The organism is Streptomyces avidinii, assembly GCF_045161815.1.
In the GTDB taxonomy this organism is placed as follows: domain Bacteria; phylum Actinomycetota; class Actinomycetes; order Streptomycetales; family Streptomycetaceae; genus Streptomyces; species Streptomyces avidinii.
In genome coordinates, this window is sequence record NZ_CP108863.1 from 3,232,255 (window position 1) to 3,257,683 (window position 25,429).

General features: G+C 73.9%; 22 protein-coding genes. 7 read left to right on the top strand and 15 right to left on the bottom strand.

What is annotated here, in order from left to right; genetic code table 11:
- Positions 1-10 precede the first annotated feature (10 nt).
- Together OG373_RS13960 and OG373_RS13965 are read right to left on the bottom strand one after the other, a co-directional pair.
- Positions 11-724: a TetR/AcrR family transcriptional regulator gene (locus tag OG373_RS13960; RefSeq protein WP_397729090.1), complete on the bottom strand. Its 714-nt coding sequence runs from the start codon at positions 722-724 to the stop codon at positions 11-13.
- Positions 725-824: 100 nt separating this feature from the next.
- On the bottom strand, positions 825-1,754 hold the full coding sequence (locus OG373_RS13965; RefSeq protein WP_405438537.1) for a diiron oxygenase: 930 nt from the start codon (positions 1,752-1,754) through the stop codon (positions 825-827).
- Positions 1,755-1,922: 168 nt separating this feature from the next.
- Between OG373_RS13965 and OG373_RS13970 the strand changes: the two genes are divergently transcribed.
- Positions 1,923-3,035: a ferritin-like domain-containing protein gene (locus OG373_RS13970; RefSeq protein ID WP_405438539.1), complete on the top strand. Its 1,113-nt coding sequence runs from the start codon at positions 1,923-1,925 to the stop codon at positions 3,033-3,035.
- Positions 3,036-3,090: 55 nt separating this feature from the next.
- Here OG373_RS13970 and OG373_RS13975 read toward each other — a convergent pair whose 3' ends face one another.
- Positions 3,091-4,548 (bottom strand): penicillin-binding transpeptidase domain-containing protein, encoded by a 1,458-nt coding sequence (locus OG373_RS13975; RefSeq protein WP_405438540.1) that lies wholly within the window; start codon positions 4,546-4,548, stop codon positions 3,091-3,093.
- Entirely contained in the window at positions 4,545-5,915 is a 1,371-nt protein-coding gene (locus OG373_RS13980; protein WP_405438542.1) for an FtsW/RodA/SpoVE family cell cycle protein, read from the bottom strand. Before OG373_RS13980 ends, OG373_RS13975 begins: the two co-directional genes overlap by 4 nt.
- Before the next feature lie 106 nt (positions 5,916-6,021).
- On the opposite strand from OG373_RS13980, the gene OG373_RS13985 reads away from it, so the two are divergent.
- The 3 genes from OG373_RS13985 to OG373_RS13995 all read left to right on the top strand — a co-directional run bounded on the left by OG373_RS13985 (position 6,022) and on the right by OG373_RS13995 (position 8,347).
- Positions 6,022-6,429 carry a DUF6325 family protein gene (locus OG373_RS13985; protein WP_405438544.1) on the top strand — a complete coding sequence of 136 codons (408 nt, stop codon included), beginning with the start codon at positions 6,022-6,024 and terminating at the stop codon, positions 6,427-6,429.
- Positions 6,429-6,833, top strand: coding sequence for an SHOCT domain-containing protein (locus OG373_RS13990; RefSeq protein ID WP_405438546.1), 405 nt, complete (start codon positions 6,429-6,431; stop codon positions 6,831-6,833). Before OG373_RS13985 ends, OG373_RS13990 begins: the two co-directional genes overlap by 1 nt.
- Before the next feature lie 320 nt (positions 6,834-7,153).
- Positions 7,154-8,347: a C40 family peptidase gene (locus OG373_RS13995; protein WP_405438547.1), complete on the top strand. Its 1,194-nt coding sequence runs from the start codon at positions 7,154-7,156 to the stop codon at positions 8,345-8,347.
- Here OG373_RS13995 and OG373_RS14000 read toward each other — a convergent pair.
- Genes OG373_RS14000 through OG373_RS14020 form a run of 5 tightly spaced genes read right to left on the bottom strand, consistent with a single transcriptional unit; the run spans position 8,275 to position 14,027 of the window.
- Complete coding sequence (locus tag OG373_RS14000) at positions 8,275-9,558, bottom strand: styrene monooxygenase/indole monooxygenase family protein (RefSeq protein ID WP_405438549.1); 1,284 nt, start codon at positions 9,556-9,558, stop codon at positions 8,275-8,277. The genes OG373_RS13995 and OG373_RS14000 overlap by 73 nt on opposite strands.
- Before the next feature lie 27 nt (positions 9,559-9,585).
- On the bottom strand, positions 9,586-10,221 hold the full coding sequence (locus OG373_RS14005; RefSeq protein ID WP_397729099.1) for a GTP-binding protein: 636 nt from the start codon (positions 10,219-10,221) through the stop codon (positions 9,586-9,588).
- Positions 10,202-10,591, bottom strand: a complete 390-nt coding sequence (locus OG373_RS14010) for a DUF742 domain-containing protein (protein WP_189972335.1) — start codon at positions 10,589-10,591, stop codon at positions 10,202-10,204. Before OG373_RS14010 ends, OG373_RS14005 begins: the two co-directional genes overlap by 20 nt.
- Positions 10,588-11,073: a roadblock/LC7 domain-containing protein gene (locus OG373_RS14015; RefSeq protein WP_397729100.1), complete on the bottom strand. Its 486-nt coding sequence runs from the start codon at positions 11,071-11,073 to the stop codon at positions 10,588-10,590. The genes OG373_RS14010 and OG373_RS14015 overlap by 4 nt, the downstream gene beginning before the upstream one ends.
- Positions 11,070-14,027: a nitrate- and nitrite sensing domain-containing protein gene (locus OG373_RS14020; RefSeq protein ID WP_405438552.1), complete on the bottom strand. Its 2,958-nt coding sequence runs from the start codon at positions 14,025-14,027 to the stop codon at positions 11,070-11,072. The genes OG373_RS14015 and OG373_RS14020 overlap by 4 nt, the downstream gene beginning before the upstream one ends.
- Positions 14,028-14,424: 397 nt before the next feature.
- Here OG373_RS14020 and OG373_RS14025 point away from each other — a divergent pair, with 397 nt between their 5' ends.
- Positions 14,425-15,198: a protein phosphatase 2C domain-containing protein gene (locus OG373_RS14025; RefSeq protein ID WP_405438554.1), complete on the top strand. Its 774-nt coding sequence runs from the start codon at positions 14,425-14,427 to the stop codon at positions 15,196-15,198.
- Between the two features lie 71 nt (positions 15,199-15,269).
- On the opposite strand, the gene OG373_RS14030 is transcribed toward OG373_RS14025, so the two are convergent.
- From OG373_RS14030 to OG373_RS14050, 5 genes are all read right to left on the bottom strand, one after another.
- Positions 15,270-15,710, bottom strand: a complete 441-nt coding sequence (locus tag OG373_RS14030) for a MarR family winged helix-turn-helix transcriptional regulator (RefSeq protein WP_030013696.1) — start codon at positions 15,708-15,710, stop codon at positions 15,270-15,272.
- Positions 15,711-15,878: 168 nt separating this feature from the next.
- Positions 15,879-18,284, bottom strand: coding sequence for an endopeptidase La (gene lon, locus OG373_RS14035; RefSeq protein ID WP_405438556.1), 2,406 nt, complete (start codon positions 18,282-18,284; stop codon positions 15,879-15,881).
- Positions 18,285-18,378: 94 nt separating this feature from the next.
- Positions 18,379-19,143, bottom strand: a complete 765-nt coding sequence (locus OG373_RS14040) for a DUF4097 family beta strand repeat-containing protein (protein ID WP_405438558.1) — start codon at positions 19,141-19,143, stop codon at positions 18,379-18,381.
- A 64-nt stretch (positions 19,144-19,207) separates the two neighbouring features.
- Complete coding sequence (locus OG373_RS14045; protein WP_405438559.1) at positions 19,208-20,152, bottom strand: sulfurtransferase; 945 nt, start codon at positions 20,150-20,152, stop codon at positions 19,208-19,210.
- 141 nt (positions 20,153-20,293) lie between these two features.
- On the bottom strand, positions 20,294-21,676 hold the full coding sequence (locus tag OG373_RS14050; protein WP_405438561.1) for a hypothetical protein: 1,383 nt from the start codon (positions 21,674-21,676) through the stop codon (positions 20,294-20,296).
- A 36-nt stretch (positions 21,677-21,712) separates the two neighbouring features.
- Here OG373_RS14050 and OG373_RS14055 point away from each other — a divergent pair, with 36 nt between their 5' ends.
- Positions 21,713-22,252: a hypothetical protein gene (locus OG373_RS14055; RefSeq protein WP_405438563.1), complete on the top strand. Its 540-nt coding sequence runs from the start codon at positions 21,713-21,715 to the stop codon at positions 22,250-22,252.
- Between the two features lie 451 nt (positions 22,253-22,703).
- On the opposite strand, the gene OG373_RS14060 is transcribed toward OG373_RS14055, so the two are convergent.
- Positions 22,704-23,429 (bottom strand): TetR family transcriptional regulator, encoded by a 726-nt coding sequence (locus OG373_RS14060; protein WP_405438565.1) that lies wholly within the window; start codon positions 23,427-23,429, stop codon positions 22,704-22,706.
- A 139-nt stretch (positions 23,430-23,568) separates the two neighbouring features.
- Here OG373_RS14060 and OG373_RS14065 point away from each other — a divergent pair, with 139 nt between their 5' ends.
- Positions 23,569-25,326, top strand: a complete 1,758-nt coding sequence (locus OG373_RS14065; RefSeq protein WP_405438567.1) for a glycoside hydrolase family 3 protein — start codon at positions 23,569-23,571, stop codon at positions 25,324-25,326.
- Positions 25,327-25,429 lie beyond the last annotated feature (103 nt).

Sequence of the window (25,429 nt, forward strand, 5' to 3'; positions counted from 1 at the left end):
CCCACCAGTGTCACAGCAGGTGGGCGGCCTCGGACACCACGGGGATCACCCGGCGGGCCAGGACCCCGACCGGCCCGTCCGCCGACTCCAGGGCGAGGGCGGCCCGGGCGGCGGCCAAGGTTTCCGGGTCCGTGGCGGCGGTGGCCGTCAGCAGGGCGATGAACTGGTCCAGCAGCCAGTCCCGGAGGCGGTCGACCTCCGGCTGCTTGCCCTCGTCGATCCATATGAGGGAGGCCGCCTCGACCGCGGTGATCCACGTACGGACCATCATGCGCAGCCGGGGGCCGGGGGCCGGGACGCCCAGGTGGAAGAGGATCTGCTCGGCGGCGGCCCGGCGGATGCCGTCGACGGTCGCCGTCGTGCGGGAGGTCTCCACGACGCTGCCGCCCTGCAGGAGGGCGGCGAAACCGGCGTCGTGTTCGTCGACGAAGGCGAGGTAGCGGTCCAGGGCCCTGGACAGGCGCCGGGTCAGCGGGCCCTCCTGGGGTTCGGCGAAGCACAGTTCGAGGACGTCCGCCGCCGAGCGGAGGGCGGCCTCGTAGAGCTGCTGCTTGCCGCCCGGGAAGTAGCGGTAGACGAGCGGGCGCGAGACCCCGGCGGCCTCGGCCACGTCGTCCAGCGAGACCTCCTCCGGTGCCCGGTGCGCGAACAGCGAGAGGGCGGCGTCGAGGAGTTGGGCTCGCCGCTCCTCGACGCTCAGCCTGCGGTACGCGCGTACGGTCATGTCCGCAGGGTAGCCCCGCGGGCGTCCGCCGAGTGGGTGTCCGGTCGATCACCCGTCGATCAGGCCTGTTCCGGACCGCCTCCGACCGACCCGGCGCGCCCTACGCGAGCAGACCCGAGCTCTGCCACAGCCTCCGGCCGACCCCGCGCAGTACGCCGATGTCGTCGAGGAAGTCGGTGAGCCGCTTCGCGCCGCTCTGCATGACCTCGCGGCGGTGGCCGCTCGCCCGCACCTGGGCGACGGCCTCGCGGCGGTCCAGGCCGATGTTGTCGTAGACGGCCGGGTTCACGAAGGCCAGCGAGAAGACGCGGGCGGCCTCGCCGCAGCTGATCCGGGTGAGTTCCTGCTCCCAGCGCGGGGCCGTCAGCATCTGGCGGCGCAGTTCCTCGCGGGCGTACCGGACGTGCCGGGCCTCCTCGATGACGTGGATCCGGGTGACGCCGCGGACCAGCGGCTGGACGCGCTCGTCCGGGAAGGTCAGGCGCTGCATCCAGTCGAGGATCTCCTCACCGAGGAGGGTGCAGGCGAAGGAGCCGGGGGTGGTGGAGACGGTCTTCAGGATCCGCGCGAGGTTGTGGTTGACGCGGGAGACCGGGTACTCGGGGGTGCCGGCCTTCTGGATCATGCGGGCGAACATCATCGAGTGGCGGCACTCGTCGGCGATCTCGGTGAGCGCGTAGCGGACGTGCTTGCTGGTCAGGGACTTGTCGTAGATGTGCCGGACCATGAGCTGCATCAGGATGATCTCGAACCAGATGCCGAGGGAGCCGAGCGCCGCGGCCTCGTGGCGGGAGAGGTCGATGCGCTGCTCCTCCCCCATCTTCTTCCACAGCGGGGTGTCGTAGAGGGAGAGCAGTTCCGGCGGCCAGTAGTACTTGCCCTCGATCGCCGGGGCGTCCCAGTCGAGTTCCTTGTCGGGGTCGAAGGAGTGCTTGGCCGAGGATTCGAGCAGTCGCTCGGCTATCTGCTCGCGGTCCTTGAGCAGGCCGAGGGCGTCCTGAAGCGCGGCGCGTTCGGTCACGGTCGTCATGGGTTCGGACACCTCGTCGTCGAGTTACCGGCGGTCACTTCTTATGAGACTGCCTGTCAGCAAGGTCGTCAATCCCTCGCGCACGACTTGTTGACCCCGTGTCTACCAACGTGTGACGCTGCCAACTGTCCGGTCCCACACGGCAGTACGTGAGACGAGGGAGCGTCAGTGTCGACGCATGAGCTCTACACCGAGAACCCGGGCGAGACGGTCTGGCAGGTCCCCGCCTCCGGCTCCGCCCGCTTCAGCTGGGAGTACGCCGACGGCCGCGAGCGGCTCCTCGCCCTCTACCAGAAGGGCAAGGACAAGCAGTGGGACGGCGGCAAGCGCATCGACTGGGACATCGAGGTGGACCCGTACGATCCGCTGGGCACCCCCGACGAGGCCCTGCCGCTGTACGGGACGCGGCACTGGGCCAAGCTCACCGGGAAGGACCGGGGCGAGCTGCGCCGGCACTACACCTCCTGGAACTTCAGCCAGTTCCTGCACGGGGAACAGGGCGCGATGGTGTGCGCGGCGCGCATCGTGGAGTCGGTGCCGGACCTGGACGCGAAGTTCTACTCCGCCACGCAGACCATGGACGAGGCCCGGCACGCCGAGATCTTCGGGCGCTTCCTGCACGAGAAGGTCGGGATGCTGTACCCGATCAACGACAGCCTCCAGGGTCTGCTCGGCGACACCCTGCGCGACTCCCGCTGGGACATGCCCTACCTCGGCATGCAGGTGCTCATCGAGGGGCTTGCGCTGGCCGCCTTCGGCATGATCCGCGACACGACCGCCGAGCCGCTGCCGAAGCAGCTCCTGGCGTACGTGATGCAGGACGAGGCCCGGCACGTGGCCTTCGGGCGGATGGCGCTGCGCGACTACTACAAGCAGCTGACGGACGCCGAGCTGCGCGAGCGCGAGGAGTTCGTGATCGAGGGCTGCTACCTGATGCGGGACCGGCTGCTCGGGGTGGAGGTGCTGGAGAACTTCGGCGTCCACGCCAGGGAGGCGGCGCTGCTCAGTGAGCAGTCGGAGTTCCTGCACCTGTTCCGCAGGCTGCTGTTCAGCAGGATCGTGCCGTGCGTGAAGGACATCGGACTGTGGGGCGAGCGTCTCCAGCGGGCCTACCTGGACCTGGGCGTCTTCGACATGGGTGACTCCAACCTGGACCTGCTGATGAGCCAGGACGAGGAGATCGCCGAGGCCCTGGACCGCGAGCGGTTCGCGGCCGAGGAATCGGCCCGGGTCTCGGAGGTCGAGGCCGCCATCCGGGAGGGCGGGGAGGACGCCCCGTAGGCCTTCCTCCGCGGACGGGGCGGCGGCGGCGCGGGCGCCCTGTCCGTGGCGTGCGTCAGCCGGCCAGCGCCGCCTCCATCACCGCCCGCGCGATCGGCGCCGCAGCACCGTTGCCGCTGATGTCGCCGCGGTCGGCCGACGCGTCCTCGACCACCACCGCCACCGCGACCGCCGGCAGCGGCGCGTCCTCGGCCTTGGCCCAGGAGATGAACCAGGCGTACGGGGTACCCGCGTTGCCGACGCCGTGCTGCGCGGTACCGGTCTTGCCGCCGACCACCGCGCCCGGGATCGCGGCGTTTCGGCCCGTCCCGTTCTCCACCACCTTCACCATCAGCTCCTGCATCCGCAGCGCGGTGGCCGGGTTCATCGCCCGGCCGAGGCTGCGCCGGTCGCCGACGCGGACCTGGGAGCCGTCGTTCCGGGTGGTCCGCTCCACCAGGTAGGGGTACGTGACCTCGCCGCCGTTGGCGACCGCCGCCGCCACCATCGCCATCTGCAGCGGGGTGGCCTTCGTGTTGAACTGCCCGATGGCGGACAGGGCCAGCTGGTCCTGGCTCATGTCGGTGTCGAAGTTCGACCGGGAGACCCACGAGGGGACCCGCAGCCCCTCGCCGTTGAACCCGAAGCGCCGCGCCGCCTCCACCATCCTGCGCAGCCCGACCTGTACGCCGATCTTCGCCATCACCGTGTTGCAGGACCACTGGACCGCCTCCGCCATGGAGGCGTCCTCGCAGCCCGTGCCCGCGTTCGGCAGCAGGGTGCTGGTCCCCGGCAGCGGATAGGGGTCGGGGGTCCGGGTCGGCGCGTCCACATCGGTGACCACGCCCGCGTCGAGGGCGGCCGCCGCCGTCACGATCTTGAAGGTGGAGCCGGGCGGGTACGTCTCGCGCAGCGCCCGGTTGAGCATCGGCCGGGCGGGGTCCGCGTTCAGGGCCGTCCAGGCGCCCTTGGTCTTCGTCCCCGTACCGGAGAGCACGGCAGGGTCGTAGGAGGGGCTGCTGACCAGCGCGAGGATCCTCCCGGTGGCCGGCTCCAGCGCGGCCACCGCCCCGCGCTTGCCCGCGAGACCGGCGTACGCGGCCTGCTGCACGGCGGCCCGGACGGTGGTGGCGGCGTTCCCGCCGGCGGGGCGGCCGCGGGAGAGTTCGTACCAGAGCGGGAAGGCCGAGAGCCCCGGGTCGGTGCCGGACAGGACCGCGTCCTCGGCACGCTCCACGAAGCTGGTCCCGTACGTCTGGGAGGAGAAGCCGGTGACGGGCGCGTAGAGCGGGCCGTTCGCGTACGTCCGCTCGTGGCGCAGCAGTTGGCCGCTGTCGCGGGAGCCGGTGACGGGGCGCCCGTCGACCAGGATGTCCCCGCGGGGTTCGGCGTAGCGCTCGATGGCGGGGCGCTTGTTGGCCGGGTTCGCGCCGTAGGCGGCGGACTCCCAGACCTGCACGCGGGCGATGTTGACCAGCAGGGCGACGAGCAGGAGGGCGCAGAAGTACGCGCACCAGCGGATGTAGCGGATCACTCGGCCGGCTCCTTCGCGGGGCGGGGTCTGCGGGCGCTGTCGCTGAGCCGGACCAGCAGGGCGACGATGATCCAGTTGGTGACGACGGAGGAGCCGCCCTGCGCGAGGAAGGGCATGGCCATGCCGGTGAGCGGGATCAGTCCGGTGACGCCGCCCGCGATGACGAACACCTGGAGCGCGACGATCGAGGCGAGCCCGGTGGCCAGTAACCGCCCGAAGGGGTCGCGCAGCGCGAGCCCGGCGCGGAAGCCCCGCGCGACGAGGAGCCCGTAGAGGAGCAGGATCGCGGCCAGGCCGACGAGGCCGAGCTCCTCGCCGGCGGTGGCGAGGATGAAGTCCGACTTGGCGGCGAAGCCGATGAGGAAGGACTGGCCGTGGCCGAGCCCGGCACCGAGCAGGCCGCCGGCGCCGAAGGCGAAGAGGGACTGGGCGAGCTGGCCGGGGCCCTCGCCGCGTTCGATGGAGGCGAAAGGGTTCAGCCAGTCGTCCACCCGGCTGTTCACGTGCGGCTCGAAGGTTCCGACGGCGTAGGCGCCGAGGGCGGCCAGCAGCAGCCCGATCGCGATCCAGCCGATCCGCCCGGTGGCGGTGAACAGCATGATCACGAACAGTCCGAAGAACAGCAGCGAGGTCCCCAGATCCCGCTCCAGGACCAGTACGCCGACACTGAGCAGCCAGATCGCGAGGATCGGGCCGAGGACGCGGCCGGGGAGGAGCCGGAGCTTCCAGAAGAGCCGGCGGCCGGTCAGGGCGAGTGCCGTGCGGTTCGCGGCGAGGTAGGCGGCGAAGAAGACCGCGAGCAGAATCTTGGCGAACTCCCCCGGCTGGAAGGAGAGCCCGGCGAAGCGGATCCAGATGTGCGCGCCGTTGACCGCCGGGAAGAAGACGGGGATCAGCATCAGGACGAGGGCCACGGCGACGGAGAGGTACGCGTAGCGCTGGAGCACCCGGTGGTCGCGGAGCAGTGCGACGACCAGTACGAAGAGCGCCACGCCCAGTGCGGACCACAGGAGCTGGTCCCCGGCGGTGAGGTGGCCGGGGGTGGTCACGTCGAGGCGCTGGATGAGGACGAGGCCGAGGCCGTTGAGGAGGACGGCGATCGGGAGCAGGAGGGGATCGGCGTACGGGGCCCGGATCCGGACGGCGAGGTGTGCCAGCAGGGCGGCCGCGCAGAGGCCGGCGGCGTAGCGGGTGGCGGGGCCGGGGATACGGCCGGTGGTCGCGAGGCCGACGTAGAGGTGACCGAGGACGGAGATCAGGACGGCACCGGCGAGGAGCGTGAGCTCGACGCCGCGCCGTTTGGGGGCGCCGGCGCCGGGGGGCGGGGGCGGGGCGGGCTCCGCCACCTTTGCCGTCAGAGCGCTCATACACCGAAACGTAGCAAGCAGACGGTTGATATGTCCGCTTATGTCATAGTGTGCCGAAGAGTCGTCAAAAACGGTCGGAAGTGTCGAAAGTGAGGAGCCGAGGCGTATGGGACCTGTGGAATTCATCGTCCTCGCCTTCCCGGAGGAGCAGCTGCGGGCCCCGGCCGTCGAGGCCGTGATGGGGCTGCGCAAGACCGGGGTGGTCCGGCTGATCGACGGCATCGTGGCGACGAGGACGGCGTCGGGGGACGTGCTGGCGGCCGAGTTCGACGAGTTCGTGGAGCTGCACGGCCTGCTGACGGGCCGGGACGTGGCGCGGCTGATCGGGCCGGAGGACGTGCAGGAGGCGGCGGGACTGCTGGAGCGCGGGAGCTGCGCGCTGCTGCTGGTGGTCGAGCACGTGTGGGCCGAGGACGCGGCGGTCGCCGTACGGGCGGCGGGCGGCCGGATCGTGGGGTCGGTCCGCATCCCGCCGGACCGGGTCCCGGCGGATCCGGCGGCGGAGGTGGCCTGATGTTCATCCGCCCGATGGGAGCAAAGGTCCACCCGGCGAACCGCCCGGCAGGGCGTCCGCTGCTACGGGGCCTGCTGGCGCGGGCGGCCGGTGCGGGAGCGGCGGGGGCCGCGGGGTCGACACCGCAAACGGCGGGCGCGGTGGGCCCGGACCGGCCGCCGCCGGGCGCCCCGCCGCGGCGCGCGGAGTTCGGGGAGCCCGGGGAGCCCTGGGAGCCCGCCGGGCCGGAGCCGGCCGCCGCGCCCCCCGCGGCCGACCGCGCACAGGACGCCGGGCCCACGGCCGAACCGGCCCCCTCGGCGTGCCTGGTCGGGGAGCTCGCCCAACTGGCGGCGCTGGCCCGCGAGGGCCTGCTGACCCCGCAGGAGTTCACGGCGGCCAAGGCCCGCCTGCTGCGCGGCTGAACCGCGCCGGCCGGCTCCCGCCGCTTCGCGCAGGCCGTCTCCTTCGGATCCTGTCGGTCGGGCCCGCGGCGTCCGGTGCCGGGCCCGGCAGGGCACAGGGGCGCCCGCGTACTGGACTGCGTGCTCGGGCGTCCCGACAACGCGGCCGGGTGCGGTGCCGGGCGCCGCGGCGGGGCATCGGCCCGCGGGGCATCGGCCGACGGGGAGCCGTCCCGCACCCCACCCACCCCCCAACCGGGTGGCCCCCGCCGACCGGCCGACTCCGTTGGGCGATTTGTACTACCGGGCGTGGCAGCATCGGCCGCCTCGGAGGTGATCCCATGTCATGTCGGCTGTCACATCGGCCGCTTCGCGCCGCCTGCCTCGCCGCAGCAATCCTCGTCGCCGGGCCCGTCCCGGGGGCCGGCGCCGAGCCGGGGCTCCCCGAAGGGGAGTCCGTCGGGGTACTGCTCACCCGCCTGCAGGGCCTGTACCAGAAGGCCGAGGAGGCCACCGAGGCGTACAACGCCACCGAGGTGGCCCTCAGGGCCGGGCAGGCCGAGGAGCGGCTGCGCACCGCCGACCTCGGCAGGGCCCGTACGGCTCTGGATTCCGAGAAGGCCCTCGCCGGGCGGCTGGCCCGGGAGCAGTACCAGGGCGGCCGGGGCCTGTCCCCGTACGCCCGGATGCTGCTCGCCGGGAACCCGCAGGCGGCCCTGGACCAGCGCCGCCTCGCCGCCCGCGAGGGCGCCCGGCGGGCGGCCGTACTGACCCGGCTCGCGCGGGGCGAGAAGGAGGCCGACACGCTCGCCGTCCGGGCCCGCAAGGCCCTGGACGCCCGGCAGACCCTGGCCGCGCGGCAGAAGCTCCACCAGGGCGAGGTCGCGGCGCAGCTCAAGGAGGTCGAGCGGGTGCTCTCCGCGCTGACCCCGGACCAGCTCGCCCGGCTCGGTGCGAAGGAGGCCGAGAACACCGCCGTCGCGCAGCGGAACCTGGTCGACTCGGGACGGCTCCCCACCCGTACGGGCACGCCCACGGCGGCCGGTGGCGCGGCCCTCACGTACGCGGCGGCCCAGATCGGCAAGCCGTACGTCTGGGGCGCCGAGGGGCCGGGATCCTTCGACTGCTCCGGGCTGACCTCGCAGGCATGGGCGCACGCCGGGCGCGCCATCCCGCGGACCAGTCAGGAGCAGTGGGCCCAGCTGCCGAAGGTGCCGCTGGACCGGCTGCGGCCGGGGGACCTGGTGGTCTACTTCCCCAAGGCCACGCACGTGGGCCTGTACGTCGGTGACGGCAAGGTGATCCAGGCGCCGCGGCCCGGGGCCCGGGTCAAGGTCTCGCCGATCGCCGCCAACCCGCTGCTGGGGGCGGTCCGCCCGGACCCGGACGGCGCCCCGCTCGCGGAGTTCACCCCGCCCGCGCTGCCGGCGGCACCGGCGGCGGAGGCGGGGGACGACACCGGCTACTCCGCCGAGGAGGCCCCGGAGGAGGCTGCTGAGGGGGCTCCGGCGGACGAGGCGACCTCCGCCAGGTAGTCCGCCGCGTCCTCGGGGTCGTAGAAGTACGCGTCGAAGTCGGCCGGGTTGTCGAAGCCGTTGGCGAATCGGTTCGCCACCGGCTGGAGCTGCCCGGCCGCGCCGATCAGGTTCAGTACGTGCTCCGGCGGGACGCCCAGCATCGCGTTCGTCCACTGGGTGACCGGCTTGCCGGTGGTGAACCAGTACTTGTCGAAGGTGGCCTTCATCCACGCCTCGTCGAACGGCTTGTCCCCGTGCATGAGGATCGACGAGAGGTACGAGGCCGCGCACTTCGCTGCGGAGTTCGAGCCCTGCCCGGTGATCGGGTCGTTCGCGACGACCACGTCCGCGACGCCCAGCACCAGGCCGCCGCCCGGGAGGCGGCCGATCGGGTTGCGGACGACCGGCGCGTACCGCCCGGCGAGCGTGGCGCCCGCGTCCGTCAGCTCCACCTTCGTCGCCCGGGCGTACTCCCACGGCACGAACGTCTCCATCAGCTCCAACGTGAGCGCCAGGTGCTCCGCCGGGTCCTTGACGCCCTTGAAGACGTCCAGCGGACCGCCCGGGACGCCCTCCCAGAACAGGATGTCGGCCCGGCCCGAGGTGGTCAGGGTCGGCATGACGAACAGCTCGCCGACGCCCGGGACCAGGTTGCAGCGGACCGCCTCCGTCTCCGGGTGCTCCGGGCGGGGGCCGAGGCCGTGCACGTAGGCGACGGCCAGCGCGCGCTGCGGGGCGTCGTAGGGGGAACGCGCCGCGTCCCGCCCGAACATCGAGACGAGCTCGCCCTTGCCGGCGGCGACCAGCACCAGGTCGTACGTGCGGGAGAAGAAGTCGAGGTCGGCGACCGAGGCCCCGTGGATGACCAGCTGCCCGCCCCGCTGCACGAAGGTGTCGAGCCAGCCGGCCATCTTCACGCGCTGGTCGACGGACTGCGCGTACCCCTTGAGCCGGCCCAGCCAGTCGACGGCGCGGCCGTTGTCGGGGGCGGCGACGGAGACGCCGAGGCCCTCGATCCTCGGGGCCTGCTGCTCCCAGAAGTTGATCTGCAGGTCGCGCTCGTGCTGCAGTGCCGAGTCGAACATGCACTGCGTGGACATGACCCGACCGGTGCGGATCTCGTCCGCCGTCCGGTTGGACATGAGGGTGACCTCGTACCCCTTCGACTGGAGTCCGAGGGCGAGCTGGAGACCGGACTGGCCGGCTCCGACGACAAGTATCTTGCGCATCTCTCACGTTCTCTGTTCGGGGGTGCTCTATTCGGGCGTGGTGTCGAGGGCGTGGCCCACCAGGGCGAGGAGGGATTCGACCACCGTGTCGCGGCGCCGCGCGTCCATGATCACGACCGGCACGTGGGGCGGGACGCTGAGCGCCTCGCGCACGTCCTCGGGCTCGTACGTCTGCGAGCCGTCGAAGTGGTTGACGGCGACGGCGTACGGGAGCCCGCAGCTCTCGAAGTAGTCGAGGGCCGGGAAGCAGTCGCGCAGGCGGCGGGTGTCGGCCAGCACGAGACCACCGATGGCGCCGCGCACCAGGTCGTCCCACATGAACCAGAACCGCTCCTGGCCGGGGGTCCCGTACACGTAGAGGACGAGGTCGTCGTCGAGGGTGACGCGGCCGAAGTCCATGGCGACGGTGGTGGTGCTCTTGTCCGGGGTTCCGGACAGGTCGTCGGTCGGGACGCTCGCCAGGGTCATCACCGCCTCGGTACGCAGCGGGGTGATCTCGGAGACGGAGGAGACGAAGGTCGTCTTGCCGACGCCGAAGCCGCCCGCGACCAGCACCTTGACGGCGACGGGTGCACGGGAGCGGTCGTACTGCCAGGGCTGGACCGGCTCGTCGTCGTCCGACTGCGGCAGGGACACCGGGGTGTCAGAGACGGCGGAGACCACTGAGCACCCTTTCCAGCAGCGCGCGCTCGGGACGGCCGGTGCCGTGGCCCGTGCCGTAGACGCGGATCCTGCCCTGGTCGGCGAGGTCGCTCACCAGGACGCGGACCACGCCGAGCGGCAGCTTCAGCAGCGCGGCTATCTCGGCGATCGTCCGCATGCGGCGGCAGACCTCGACGATGGCGGGCATCTCGGGCATGCGGTCGGGCTTCTGCGGCTCCGACACCTTCGTGTCCAGGGCGGCGACGAACGTCTCGACGAGCAGGACGTGCGTGAAGCGGGTGCGGCCGCCCGTGAGGGAGTACGGGCGGACGCGGGCGGGGCGGCGGTCGGCGCCGCGTATCGGCAGCCGGTCGGAGGCCGTACTCCTCACGGGGTGTTCTCCATCGACTGGCGCAGCTCGCTGCGGACTTCGGGGGTCAGTACGTGGCCGGCGCGGCCGACGAACAGGGCCATGTGGTAGGCGACGACGCTCATGTCGCAGTCGGGGGTGGCGTGCACGCCCAGGAGTGAGCCGTCGCTGATGGCCATGACGAAGACGGAGCCGTGCTCCATCGCGACCATCGTCTGCTTGACGGAGCCGGTCTCCATGAGGGCCGCGGCGCCGGTGGTGAGGCTGCCGAGGCCGGAGACGATGGTGGCGAGGTCGGCGGACGCACCGCGCGGGCCCTTGGCCCGGGGCTCGGCGGGTGGCTCGGCCGCGCCCGCTCCCGGGTCGGAGGACAGGAGCAGCAGCCCGTCCGAGGAGACGACGGCGACGGAGTTGACGCCGGGCACCTCCTCGACCAGGTCGGTCAGCAGCCACTGCAGGTTGCGGGCCTGGGTGCTCAGTCCGTACGTACTGGGCGCGGTCATGTGCGTGCCTCCTGTGCGGTGTCCCCCCGGTCGGTCTTGCTCTGGCCCTGCCTCTGCGTCTGCGTCTGCCCCTGGTCGGGGGCCTGGTCCTGCGCGAGTTCGGCGGCGACGACGCGCCGTCCGTCCTGTGCTCCCTGGTAGAAGCCCCCGAGCCGGCGCCGCAGCTCCTCGGCGTCGACCCGGCGCGGCGGCTCGGGCGGTCCGTCGTCCTGGGCGGCGCGCTTGGCGGGGACGGCGCGCGGGGTCCGCTTCGGCAGGCCCTTGTCGGTGACGGCTCCGCCGCCCTCGGCCGGGTCGGCAGGGTGACTGCCCTGGCGGGGGAGCCAGTTCCCCTCGGCCGGGGCGTGGGTGTGCGGCTCCGCCTCCGGTTCGGCTTCCTGTACGTCGGCCACGGGTGCGGCGTCGTGCGCCGCGGCCGGGCTCCCCTCGGCGGGGTCCGGCGCCCCGAAGGCGGCCGGCTCGGCGTCGGGGACGACCCGCGCGAGCAGCTGTTCCTCGGGAGTGGGCCCGTCCTCTGCCGGGGGCTCGTCCCCTGCCGGGGGCGCGGCCACGAACACCTGCTCGGCGGGCGGCAGTCCGGCCGCGGCGGGCACGGCGGCGGCCGGCTCCGTCTCGGCGGCGACCGGGTCCGGCTCCGCCGGGGCGTCGGCCACGACGGCGGGACCGGCCAGCGCCTCGGCCAGGGTGATCGGGACCGCCGCGACGGCGGGCTCCGGGTCCGGCTCCGGTTCGGCGACAACCGCCGGCTCCGGCTCCGGCTCCGGCTCGGCGAGAGCCTCCGGGTCCGGCTGCGGCTCCGGGTCGGCGGGAGCCTCCGGGTCCGGGGCCGCGTGTGCGCCCCGGCGCCGCGTCGGCAGCGTGTTCTCGTTCGCCTCCGCTATCACGCCGGGCAGCCGCAGGGCGGGCCCGCCCGGGTTGGCCAGGGCGTGCACCGGGGAGACCGCCGGGGTGGCGGGCAGCAGCGCCGCCGGGACGACCACCAGGGCCTCGGTCCCGCCGTGCCGCGGGGCGCGCAGCTCCGCGGTGACCCCGTGCCGGGCCGCGAGCCGCCCGGCCACGTAGAGGCCGAGGCCGAGGCCGTGTTCCGCCTCGGGTTCCTCGTCGTAGGCCTCGGGCGTGGACAGCCGGGTGTTCAGCGCCTCCAGGCGGTCCCCGGTGACGCCGATGCCCTCGTCCACGACGGACAGCACCACGTCTCCGGAGTCCTGGAGCCGTCCGGTCACCTTCACCTTGACGTCCGGCGGCGAGAACGTGGTCGCGTTCTCCAGCAGCTCGGCCAGCACGTGCGAGATGTCGTCGGCCGCATGCCCCGCGACCTGGGTGTACGAGGGCAGCGCGGCGAGTTCGACGCGTTCGTAGCGCTCGATCTCGCTGACGGCGGCCCGCATGACGTCGACGAGCGGCACCGGCAGGCCCTGCCCGTGGCCGTGCTCCTGCCCGGCGAGGACCAGCAGGTTCTCGTTGTGGCGGCGCATCACGGTCGCCAGGTGGTCCAGCTTGAAGAGGGTCGCGAGCCGGTCCGGGTCCTGTTCCTCGGACTCCAGCTCCTCGATGACCGCGAGCTGGCGTTCCACCAGGCCCAGGGTCCGCAGCGACAGCGAGACGGAGGTCGTCGACATGATGCGCCGGTGCTCCTCCAGCCCCGCCCGCAGCTTCGTCAGCTCCTCCTCCAGCACGTCCCGGCCGGCGGCCAGCGCCTCGTTGCGGCCGATGATCCGGCGGCGGTCGGCGTCGAGACCCGCGATCCGGGTGTGCAGGGAGACCGTCTGGTCGCGCACCGCGTTGAGGTGGCTCACGACCTCGGCGAACTCGTCGTTGCGGCCCGTGAACCGCACCGGTTCGACGGAGCCCTCCGGCGTCGCCAGCCGCTCCGCACCGCGGCGCAGGACCGACAGCGGCCGGGTCAACGACCGGGCCACGGCGGTCGAGACGCCGACGGCGACCAGGAACAGCACGCCCAGCAGGGCGATCACGATTTCGAGCCGGGTCACGTCGTCGTCGCGCAGGGCGGCCAGCGCGGAGGCCCGTTCACCCGCGAGGGTGGCCTCCACGGTCCGCATGCGGTCGATGCGCGCGGTCAGCGCGCTGCCGACGGTGGCCCCGTCGGTCTTGCGGTCGGGGGCGCTCAGGGTGGGCCGGTCGGTGAGCCGCTTGAGGAAGTCGTCGGCGGTCTTGACCTCGGGGCCGGTGACGGTGGCGGCCAGGGTCTGGCGCACGTCGGGGCGCGCCGCCCGCGCGAAGTCGTCGAGGGCGGCCTGTTCCCGTACACGGGCCCGCTGGGCGGCGGTGGTGAGTTCGTCGACCACGGCCGAGTTGGGGAGCTGCTCGCCGCGGGGGACGGCCAGGGCGGCGAGCAGCAGTCCGCGGGTGGCCGAGGCCTGTTCCACGGCCTGGCCCAGCGGGGCCAGCGGACGGGTGGTGGCGAGGGCGTCGCCGGCGCGCGGCGGGGTCAGTTCGGCGAGCCGGTCGCCCGGGGCGAGGAGTTCCGCGATGACCGCGCCGTAGGCCTGGTGGGCGGCGAGGGCGCTGCCCTTGCCGTCGACGGCCTCGCCGCGGACGGTCCCGACCCGCGCGAGGGTGCGGGCGGTCGTCTCGTCGGCCTCGGCCTGGACCTCGGCGAGCTGCCGGTCGGTCCGGGCGGTGCGCTCCTGGACGGGCGCCTTGGCGGAGCCGGGGCGGCCCTTGGCGGCGTACTCGACGACGGCGTCGCGCTCGTCGGCGAGGAGGTGCGCGAGGGTGAGGGTCTGCCGGGTCTGTTCCGCGAGGGTGACCAGGCGCTGGGAGTCGTTCAGTTCCCTCGACGCGGAGACGACGGCGGGCGCGCCTGCCGCGAGGACGGTGAGGCCGGCGACGGCAACGCCGATGACCAGCCTGCGGCGCACGCGGACGCGGCGTCCTGCGGGGGCCGGGCCGTCGGCGGCGGTGCCGTTCTTCCGAGACCGCTTCTTCTGCACCGGTGCTCGCAATCCTGTACGTGTGCTCTTGCTCGTCTACTCGTGTGGCCGAGGTAACGGCCGGTCAACAAGTAAACGCCCCCTGCCCCCTCGTACCGCCTCAGACCTTTGCAGCGTGTTGGGGAGAGAGCCGCACATCGCCCACCCGGCCACTCGAACGAGTGAACATCACGGATGAGTTGCCGACCAACTCGGGCACCCCGTGTCAGGGCTCTGCCGTGGACAGGTGGTTGAAAGATCGATACGGGCTTTGGCAGGATGCCCGCCCACAGGAGCGACCCGGGGCCGCGGCGGTTACGTCCGGTAGCCGGACGCCCCGCGCGCGAGCCCGTCCGCCGCACCCGTTTCGGTACGGACCTGCCCGCCTCCCCCGCCCCTCGCGCGGCAGAATGCCGGTATGCGCATCGACCTCGCCTCGGCCCCCGGCCACCAGGAACGCCCCAATGAGGACTGGGTGTCGGCCGCGATCCCCGCTTCGGGCGGCGGCGTCGTGGTGGTTCTGGACGGGGTCACGCCGCCGGGCGGCGACGACGGCTGCGTGCACGGAGTGCCCTGGTTCGTGGCCCGGCTCGGCGGCCGGTTGACCGAACTGTCCGGATCGCGGCGGGACATGCCGCTCGATCAGGTTCTGGCCGAATCCGTCCGCGCCACGGCCGAGGCCCATCGCGACACCTGTGACCTTTCTCACGTGCGCACCCCGCAGGCCACGGTCGTGGTGGTCCGCTGGGACGCGCGGTACGTGGAGCACCTCGTGCTCTCGGACTCCGTACTGCTCCTGGAGGCGCCCGGGGGCGAGGTGACGGCGGTGCTCGACGACCGGCTGGACCGGATCCCGCGGGAGGTGCTGAGCTCGGTGGCGGCGACGGACGCGCTGCGCAACGCGGAGGGCGGCTTCTTCACGGCGGCCGCGGACCCGGCGGTGGCCGCCCGGGCGGTGACGGGGCGCACCCCGCGCGGGCGGGTGCGGGCGGTGGCCGCGCTCACGGACGGGGCGAGCCGGTGGACGGACACGTTCGGGGAGGGCGACTGGGTGCAGTGCCTGGCGGTGCTGCGCAAGGAGGGTGCGCAGGGTCTGATCGACCGGGTGCGCGCCGTCGAGTGCGACCCGGCCCGGCCTTCGGCCCGGTACAAGCGGCACGACGACGCCTCGGCGGTCTACGCGGAGCTGTGAGCGGCTCGCGCCGCCCGGCTGCCGGGCTGCCGGGCCGCAGGGCCGCCCGGCCGCCCCGCGCGCCGGGGTGCCTACTCCGCGCCCGCGTTCAACTGGTTCAGCAGCCGGGCCAGTTCCGCCACCTCGCCGCGGTCCCAGTCGGCGAGCTTGCGCATGTACTGCTCGCGCCGCGCGCCCCGGACCCGCAGGAACCGTTCCCGGCCCTCCTCGGTGAGGCCGACCAGGGAGGCCCGGCCGTCGGCGGGGTCCGGTTCGCGGGCCACCAGGCCCAGCACTTCCAGGGCCCGCAGCTGCCGGCTCATGGTGGCCTTGCCGACCCCGAAGTAGGCGGCGAGCTCGGTGGCCCGCTGCCGGCCGGCCGCCTCCAGGCGTACGAGGAGCCCGTACGCGGCCGGCTCCAGCTCGGGGTGGAGCTCGCGGGCCATCTCGCCGGACGAGGCGCGGGCCCGCCGGAGGAAGACGGACAGCTCCCGCTCCAGGGCAAGGAACTCCTGGTCTTCACTCCCGTGCACGTCCCGCTCCTTCGATGGTGTCCGGCACCTCGGTGGGTGCGGGACCAGTATTTCGCAGGGGGTGAGCCGACGGCCCGGTACCCCGCCGGAGCGGGACACCGGGCCGTGTGCGGTTGCCGTGCGGGGTTGCCGTACGCGGTTCCCGTACGCGGGGGTCGGGCGCCGCCGTCAGGCGGCGGCGCCGACCGGAGCCTCGGCCCGGGCGAGGGCGAGCTCCAGGACCTGGCGCACGTCCGTAACCGGGTGTACCTCCAGCCCCTCCAGCACCTCCGCCGGGACGTCGTCCAGGTCCGCCTCGTTCCGCTTCGGGATGATGACGGTGGTCAGCCCGGCCCGGTGCGCGGCGAGCAGCTTCTGCTTCACGCCGCCGATCGGCAGGACGCGTCCGGTCAGCGAGACCTCACCGGTCATGGCCACGTCCGTGCGCACCTGCCGCCCGGAGAGCAGGGAGGCGAGTGCGGTGGTCATGGTGATGCCCGCGCTCGGGCCGTCCTTGGGCACGGCGCCCGCCGGGAAGTGGATGTGCACGCCCCGGTCCTTCAGGTCGGCGACCGGGAGTTCCAGTTCCGCGCCGTGCGAGCGCAGGAAGCTCAGCGCGATCTGCGCCGACTCCTTCATGACGTCGCCGAGCTGGCCGGTGAGGGTCAGGCCGGCCGCGCCCGTCTCCGGGTCGGCCAGCGAGGCCTCCACGAACAGCACGTCGCCGCCCGCGCCGGTCACCGCGAGGCCGGTGGCCACGCCGGGGACGGCGGTGCGCCGCTCGGCCGGGTCCTGGGCGGACTCCGGTACGTGGTGCGGGCGCCCGATCAGCCCCCGCAGGTCGTCCGCGCCGATGCTCAGGGGCAGTTCCCGCTCCCCCAGCTCGTGCTGCGAGGCGACCTTGCGCAGCAGGCGGGCGATGGACCGCTCCAGGGTGCGTACGCCCGCCTCGCGGGTGTACTCGCCCGCCAGCCTGCGCAGCGCGTCCTCCCGCAGGACCACCTCGTCGGAGCCGAGCCCGGCGCGCTCCAGCTGGCGAGGCAGCAGGTGGTCGCGGGCGATGACGACCTTCTCGTCCTCGGTGTACCCGTCCAGGCGGACGAGCTCCATCCGGTCGGCCAGGGCCTCGGGGATGGCCTCCAGGACGTTGGCGGTGGCCAGGAAGACGACGTCGCTGAGGTCCAGTTCCACCTCCAGGTAGTGGTCGCGGAAGGTGTGGTTCTGCGCCGGGTCCAGGACCTCCAGCAGGGCGGCCGCCGGGTCGCCGCGGAAGTCGGAGCCCACCTTGTCGATCTCGTCGAGGAGCACCACCGGGTTCATCGACCCGGCCTCCTTGACCGCCCGGACGATCCGGCCGGGCAGGGCGCCGACGTAGGTCCGGCGGTGGCCGCGGATCTCGGCCTCGTCCCGTACGCCGCCGAGCGCGACGCGGACGAACTTGCGGCCCATGGCGTGCGCCACGGACTCGCCCAGCGAGGTCTTGCCGACGCCGGGCGGCCCGACGAGCGCGAGCACGGCCCCGCCGCGCCGCCCGCCGATGACGCCCATGCCGCGCTCGCTGCGCCGCTTGCGGACGGCGAGGTACTCGGTGATGCGGTCCTTCACGTCGCTGAGGCCGGCGTGCTCGGCGTCGAGCACCGCCCGGGCCCCCCGGATGTCGTACTCGTCCTCGGTGCGCTCGCTCCAGGGCAGTTCCAGCACGGTGTCCAGCCAGGTCCGGATCCAGGACCCCTCCGGGCTCTGGTCGCTGGCCCGCTCCAGCTTGTCGACCTCCTTGAGCGCGGCCTCCCGTACGTTCTCGGGGAGGTCGGCGGCCTCGACGCGGGCCCGGTAGTCGTCGGACTCCTCGCCGTCCTTCTCCCCGTTGATCTCTCGCAGTTCCTTGCGCACGGCCTCCAGCTGCCGCCGCAGCAGGAACTCGCGCTGCTGCTTGTCGACGCCGTCCTGGACGTCCTTGGCGATGGACTCGGCCACGTCCTGCTCGGCGAGGTGGTCGCTGAGCGCCTTGATCGCGAGCTTGAGGCGGGCGACCGGGTCGGCGGTCTCCAGCAGTTCCACCTTCTGCTCGACCGTCAGGAAGGGCGAGTACCCCGAGTTGTCGGCGAGCGCGGAGACGCCTTCGATCTGCTGGACCCGGTCCACGACCTGCCAGGCCCCGCGCTTCTTGAGCCAGCTGGTGGCGAGCGCCTTGTACTCCTTGACGAGTTCGGCGACCGCTCCGGGCAGCGGATCGGGCACCGCCTCGTCGACGGTCTCGCCCTCGACCCACAGGGCCGCGCCGGGCCCGGTGGTCCCGGCCCCGATACGGACCCTGCCGAGGCCGCGGATGAGGGCGCCGGGGTCGCCGCCGGAGAGCCGGCCGACCTGCTCGACGGTTCCGAGCACACCGGTCGCGGCGTACTTCCCGTCGATGCGCGGCACGAGCAGCACCCGGGGCTTTCCGCTGCCGCTCTTCCCGGCGGCGGCCTGCGCGGCCTCGACGGCGGCGCGCACCTCGGCGTCGGAGAGGTCCAGCGGAACGACCATTCCGGGCAGCACGACCTCGTCTTCGAGCGGCAGCACGGGCAGAGTGAGTGTGACGGACGTCGAAGCCATGATCTTCCCTCCGGCAGTGAAGTTGAGCTATGCCGACTCAATGCACGTGCGCCTCCCGATGTTCCCCCTACGCCGTTCGCCCGGGGCGAACGCGTCAGACGGCGGAGATCCGGACGTCGCCCGACGTGGTCTTCGCCGAGAGGCGGGAGGAGGCGGAGGCGTCATCGGGAAGGGTGACGTCGCGGTCGCCGGAGGTGGTGGAGACCGTGAGCCGGTAGGGGGCCCGGGGGACCTTCAGGGTGACGTTGCCGGAGGTGGTCTCGGCGAGCACCGAGGACGGGGCGCCGGCGAAGTCCAGGCGGGCGTCGCCCGAGGCGGAGCGGACGTCGGCGCTCGGGGCGGACAGGCCGGTCGCGGTGACGTCGCCGGAGGTGGTGCGGACCTTCAACGGGCCGCCGATCCGGTCGGCCCTGACCGTGCCGGAGGTGGCCGTCACCACGGCCGCGGCCACGCCCGTCACCGAGATGCCGCCGCTGGTGCTCTCCAGCTCGACCGTGGCGGTGGCCGGGACCTCCAGGCGGTAGTCGACGTAGCAGTTCTCGTCGCAGCCGTCGGTGAAGGTCAGTACGCCGCCGGTGACCTGCTGGCCGGGCGTCGGAGCGGCGCCCTCGCGGTAGTGGACGGTGCGGCGGATCGTGACGCCGGGGCCGGCCCCGGGGGTGACCTCGATCGAGCCGGCCCGGGCCTGCGTCAGCCGCACCGCGGTGACCGCCTCGGTGACCGTGGCGTCGGCGGTCGTCGTCCGGCGCGCACCGTCATTGAGGCCGTCGGGGAGGGAGCAGCCGGCCAGCAGGAGGCCGGTTCCGAGGGCGGCGACGGTGGTGCGGGCGATGCGGGCCGACGTGGTGTGTGAGGTCATGGCCCGATTCTCGGACGGGGGCACCCCCGGGGCCGATGGGGCGCGTACCCGGAACAAGGTGGGGTTAACCCCCCTCTTTCCCCTGGCAGTTCGTCGTCACGGGGAGCTCCGAGGGCATGCCCCACTCACTCCAGGAGCCGTCGTACACCGCGAGCTCCCGGTACCCGGCGAGGTCGGCGCCGAGGGCCAGTACGCATGCGGTCACCCCGGAGCCGCAGCTGAAGTAGAGCCGCTCCCGGTCCCCGGCCAGCTCCCGGAAGGCCGCACGCAGTTCCCCGGCGGGGCGCATCAGCCCGGCCCGGTCCTGGAGTTCGCCGAACGGCAGGTTGAGCGCGCCCGGCATGTGGCCGCCCCGCAGGCCCGGGCGGGGCTCGGGGGCGGTGCCGGCGAACCGCTCCCGGGTGCGGGCGTCGAGGACGGCCGCGGCCGGGTCGGCCAGGGCCCGCGCGACGGTGGCGCTGTCGACCAGCAGCCCGGCCCGGGGCCGGGCGGTGAAGGAGCCGCGCGGGCCCTCGTACGCCGGGGCGGTCGACTCGACGGGCAGGCCGGCGGCCGTCCAGGCGGGCAGTCCGCCGTCGAGGACGGCGGCCCGGTCGAAGCCCATGGCGCGCAGCATCCACCAGGCGCGGGCGCTGGAGTAGAGGCCGGCGCCGTCGTAGACGACGACGGTGTCCGAGTCGTCGACGCCGAGGGCCCGTACGGCCTCGGTGAACTCCGGGACCCCGGGCATGGTGTGCGGGGCGGGCGCGGTGTGGTCGGACAGGTCCCCGTCGAGGTCGAAGGGGCGGGCACCGGGGATCCGGCGGCCGGCGCCGCGGTGGGCGCCGACGGAGGCGTCGAGGAGGACCAGTCCGGGCGTGCCCAGCCGCCCGGCGAGCCAGTCCGCCCCGACGAGCGACCCGGGCAGCGGTCCCGGCAGCGCGTCGGGCCGAACGTCGGGCAGAACCTCGGGCCGGGCCTCGCGCGGGGCCTCGGACAGCTCTTCGGACGCGTTCTCGGGCGTGGTCATGCGGCACCTCCGGCTGGACGACACGGGTCGCCCCATCCTCCGGCGCGGCCCGGACCGGCTCCGCGGCGGGTCAGGGACAGCGGCGGGTCGGGTCAGGGACAGCCGCGGGTCAGGGCCAGCCGCGGGTCAGGGACGGCAGGGTCAGGGGCAGGTGCCCGGGCGGGCGTAGACCGCGACCCGGGCGCCGCGTACCCCGGTGGTGGAGCACAGGTCGAAGCGGGCGGCCAGCTCCTCGCGCTTGACCACCTCCCGCGGGTACGGGTCCAGCGGCTGGCCGGCCGGGTCCAGCAGGGCGATCACCCGGGGCGAGGCGAGCAGCGCCGCGCGGATCCGCGCCGGGGACAGCTCGGTGCCCTGGAGGCTGTGCGAGGCCTCCGGGGTGCGGTCCAGGGCCACGTCGCGCAGCTCCCCGTAGACCTCCGGCGAGGAGAGCAGCCACTCGCGCCGGCGCGCGGGCATGAACACCACCGCGTCCCCCGGTCGCGCCCGCTCGCGGACCGCGGCGGCCACCGCGAGCGCGTCGTCCTTGCGGCTCTCCGGCGTACGCAGCCACACCGACCAGAAGCCGAACGCCGCCAGGAGGGCCCCCGCCAGCAGCCACGGCCACCACCCCCGGGCCGTCGCGAGCCGGGCCCCGGCCAGCAGGGCGAGCCCGGCCAGCGCGTACAGCACGTACCGGTCGACGTACCAGGGGTGGAGCAGCGAGACCACCATCAGCAGCCCGGGCGGCAGCAGGACGAGCGGGAGCGCCACCCGTACGAGGTCTCCCGGGGCCCCCCGCGCGAGCAGCAGGGCCGCGGCGCCCACCACCGCGTACGCCGCCCAGTCCTGCCAGCTCGGCCGCCCGAGCCAGCCGAGCTGCTGCTCGGCCTGCCGGGCGCTCACCACGGCCAGCGGCAGCAGCAGGGCGACCACGGCCGCGGCGCTCCAGCGCCAGCCGCGCGAGCGCCAGGCGGTGAAGGCGTGGGCGAGCAGGGCCAGCGCGGCGAACTCGTGCAGCCAGCAGCCGAGCAGCAGCACCACCGCGTACGCCGCCCACCGCTCGCGCAGCATCAGGTACGTCGCCCACACCACGGCAGCGGCGACCAGGGCGTACGAGCGCCCCTCCTGGGCGTACATCTGCACGGGCGGGAGTACGGCGTACACGCAGCCCGCGAGCAGCGCGGCCCGCTCCCCCACGAGCCGGTGGGCGATCGCGGCCACCCCGGCGGCCGCGAGGGCGGTGGCGGCGACGGAGGGCAGCCGCAGCGCCCACAGGCCGCCGTCCCAGGCCTCGAACACCCCGTGCATGAGCAGGTAGTACAGGCCGTGGACGGCGTCGACCCGGCCCAGCAGCTCCACGATCCCGCCGAGCGACCGGTGGGCCACCTGCCAGGTGACGGACTCGTCGCGCCACATGCTGCCGCCGCGCTCCAGGCCCCACAGGCCGAGGACCACGGCGAGCAGCGGCGGGAGCAGCCGCCAGGGGGCGATCCGGCTGATGGCGGCCTCCGCGTGCTGTCGGAACGGGTGTGCGGACTCCATACTCGGGGTTGGACCCGAGTCCCTGCGGAGGTGGGTGTGCGCGCGTTCCGAGCGGTGGTCGCGGCAGTGCTGAGTGCGGTGGTCCTGGCGGGGTGCGGGCCGTCCGGTGCCGGGGGCGGCGACGAGGCACCCCCGAAGGCCTCCACGCAGCCGGGCACGAGCGCGAGCGCGAGCCCGCCCGCCGACCCGGGCGCGAGCCCCACGGCCGGCCGGCTCCCCGCCCCCGGCGAGACCCTGATCCGGGTCACCCGGACCGGCGGCTTCGCCGGGCAGACCCACACCCTCGTGGTCAAGGGAGACGGCTCCTTCACCCGGTTGGACGTCAAGGCGAAGCCGACGGGCACCGGCAAGATGTCCGGGGCGGAGCTCACCGGCCTGCGCACCGCCCTCCGGGAGGCGGACTTCACCCGGCTGCCCCGGATCGCGACCGGCGGCCCCACGATCTACGACGGCTTCTCGTACGTCTTCGTGCACGACGGCCACGAGGTGTCGCGCGACCAGGGATCCCTGCCGGAGTCCCTCACGAAGGTGCTGGACGCGCTGCCCCCGTTCACCGGCGCCGAGGACGCGCCGTAGGGGCACCCGTCCGGGAGCGGTACCCGGCCCGAGCATGCGCGCCGGGCTCGGTGCACGGCTGCGGGCGCCCGGCCTGATCGGCAGGACAGCCCGGGGCGTACCGCGAGGCCCGGCCGGCTGTTCGGGGCGGGCCCGACCACCGGCGCGGATGCTCACCGCGTTCCCGCCCGGTGCTCCGGCTCCTGCGCCTCGCGAGCGCACGCGCCGTGCCCCACCGGCGGCGAGCCGGACGGCGGCGGCCGGGTGCGGCCGGGTGTCGCGGCCCGGCAAGATCCGGAGGAGACGGCCTGGGTCGTCTCCTCCGGATCTTGTCGGCCGAGTCCGCGGCCTCCGGTGCCGTGCCCGGCAAGGCGGAGGGGCGCCCGTGCACTGGACGTACTCGGGCGCACCGACAACACGGCCGGGCGCGGTGCCGGGCGCCGCGGGCCCGGCAAGATCCGAAAGGGACGGCTTAGGACCCGCCCGGCGGGGCGTCCGGCAGGCCTGTCCCCGCGACCGAGATGTCCCGCAGCAGCCGGTCCAGGAAGCCGCGCAGCCGGGCCGGCATGTCCACGCTCCCGGGCGCCAGGACCCACTGGATCTGGAGGCCGTCCATGACGGCGAGGGTCTCCCGGCCGACGGCCTCGCAGTCGGTGCCGGGGCGCAGTTCGCCGCGGGTGACGCCGGCCTCCAGCAGGTCGACGGTGTGGCCGAGCACCCGGGCGTAGCGCCGGGTGAAGTACGCGTGCGCGGGGTGCCCCGGGTTGCCGGACTCGCCGACCAGGGTGTTGAACATCCGGACGATGCCGGGCCGCCGCTCGTTGTCGGCGGCGAGGTCCACCACGGTGGCGAAGTGGGCGGCGACCGACTCGGCGGGCTCGCTGAAGAGCCGCTCCACGTCGTGCTGCTCGCTCCGGGCGAGGACCGACAGCAGCAGGTCCTCCTTGCCGCGGAAGTGGTGCAGGAGCCCGCCCTGGGTGATCCCGCAGTCGGCGGCGATCCGGGCCAGCGAGGACGCGTTGAAGCCCCACTGCGCGAAGTGCTCTACGGCGGTGTCGAGGATCTTCTGCCGCCGGGCGTCGCCGACCGCGTAGGTACCCCGGGCCGAGCCCTTCGGGGCCGTCCGGCCCGCCCGTCCCTCCGCGCGTCCCTCCGGGCGTTCCTCCGCCCGTCCCGTCCGCGCCTTGTCCTGTGCCATGCGGACACCCTAAGCGGCCGCTGTTTCAGGCCACCCGGCCCGCGTGACCCAGGTCACTTTTCAAAAACCTAGCAGGTGCATGGTTTTCGGCTCTACCGTGACCGTGCCGATCCGCCGGTCACGCGCCAGGAGCCCCGCCATGAACACGACGCCCGATTACAAAGACGCCGCGCTGCCCGTCGACCGCCGCGTGGAGGACCTGCTCGCCCGGATGACCCTGGAGGAGAAGGCGGGCCAGCTCTTCCACTCGATGCTGATGATGAACGCGGACGGCACCCCGGTCACCGAGACCGACGGCTCGATGCTCCCCCTCACCACGCCCGAGCTGATCGAGGACCGCTTCCTCACCCACTTCAACCTGCTCGGCACCTACGGGCCCCGCGAGATGGCCCGGTGGCAGAACGCCGTCCAGGAGATGGCCGCGGCCACCCGCCTCGGCATCCCGGTCACCCTCTCCACCGACCCCCGCCACACCTTCACCGACAACGTCGGCGCCTCCTTCAACTCCGGCGCCTTCTCCGCCTGGCCGGAGGCCCTGGGCCTGGCCGCCATCGGCGACCCCGACCTCGTCCACCGCTTCGCCGACACCGTCCGCCGCGAGTACCTCGCCGTCGGCTTCCGCGTCGCCCTCCACCCGCAGATCGACCTGGCCAGCGAACCCCGCTGGGCCCGCCAGTCCGGCACCTTCGGCTCCGACGCGCGGCTGACGGGCGAGCTCGTGGCGGCGTACGTGCGCGGCCTCCAGGGCCCCGCCCTCGGGCCCGGGTCGGTGTCCGCCATGGTCAAGCACTTCCCCGGCGGCGGCCCCCAGAAGGACGGCGAGGACCCGCACTTCGCGCACGGCAAGGAGCAGGTCTACCCGGGCGGGATGCGCGAGCACCATCTGGAGCCGTTCCGGGCCGCGATCGCCGCCGGGTGCGCGCAGATGATGCCGTACTACGGCCAGCCGATCGGCACGGACTGGGAGGAGGTCGGCTTCGGCTTCAACAAGGGCGTGGTCACCGGCCTGCTCCGCGAGGAGCTCGGCTTCGAGGGAATCGTCTGCAGCGACTGGGGGCTGCTCAACGACGCGACGATCTTCGGGCAGGTGCACCCGGCGCGCGCCTGGGGACTGGAGCACCTGAGCGTGGCCGAGCGGGCGGCGCGCGGCCTGGAGGCCGGCTGCGACCAGTTCGGCGGCGAGCAGTGCCCGGAGGTGATCGTGGAGCTGGTCCGCTCGGGCCGGGTCGCGGAGTCCAGGATCGACGCCTCGGTACGCCGCCTGCTGCGCGAGAAGTTCACGCTCGGCCTGTTCGAGGACCCGTACGTGGACCCGGACGCGGCGGCCGGGATCGTGGGGCGGGCCGATTTCACGGCCCTGGGGGCCGCGGCCCAGCGCCGCTCCCTCACCGTCCTCACCAACCCCGGGGGCCTGCTCCCGCTCACCGCGCGGCCGAGGCTGTACGTGCGGGGCGTGGACGCGAGCGTCGCCGCCGCGTACGGCGAGGTGGTCGCCGACCCGGCCGACGCGGACCTGGCCGTACTGCGGCTGCGGACGCCGCACGAGCCGCGGGAGAACGTCTTCGAGTCCTACTTCCACTCGGGTTCGCTGGCCTTCGCCGAGCCCGAGCTCGCCGAGATCCTGGCCCTCCTGGACCGGGTGCCCACCCTGGTCTGCATCAACCTGGAGCGGGCCGCGGTCATCCCGGAGATCGCCGAGCGCGCGGCGGCCCTGATCGCGGACTACGGCGCCTGTGACGCCGCCCTGCTGGACGTGGCCTTCGGTCGCGCCACCGCCGAGGGCCGCCTCCCCTTCGAGCTCCCGCGCTCGATGAAGGCCGTGGAGGCATCCCGTCCGGATGTGCCGAACGACACGCTCGACCCGGTCTTCCCGCACGGCCACGGGCTGGCCCTCTAGCCGCCGCCCGGCCCACGGACGGCGAGGCACCTGACCGGTCTCGCCCGCCGGGTACCGGTCCCGTGGGGGGACCGGTACCCGGTACATCACATTCCGTTTACTG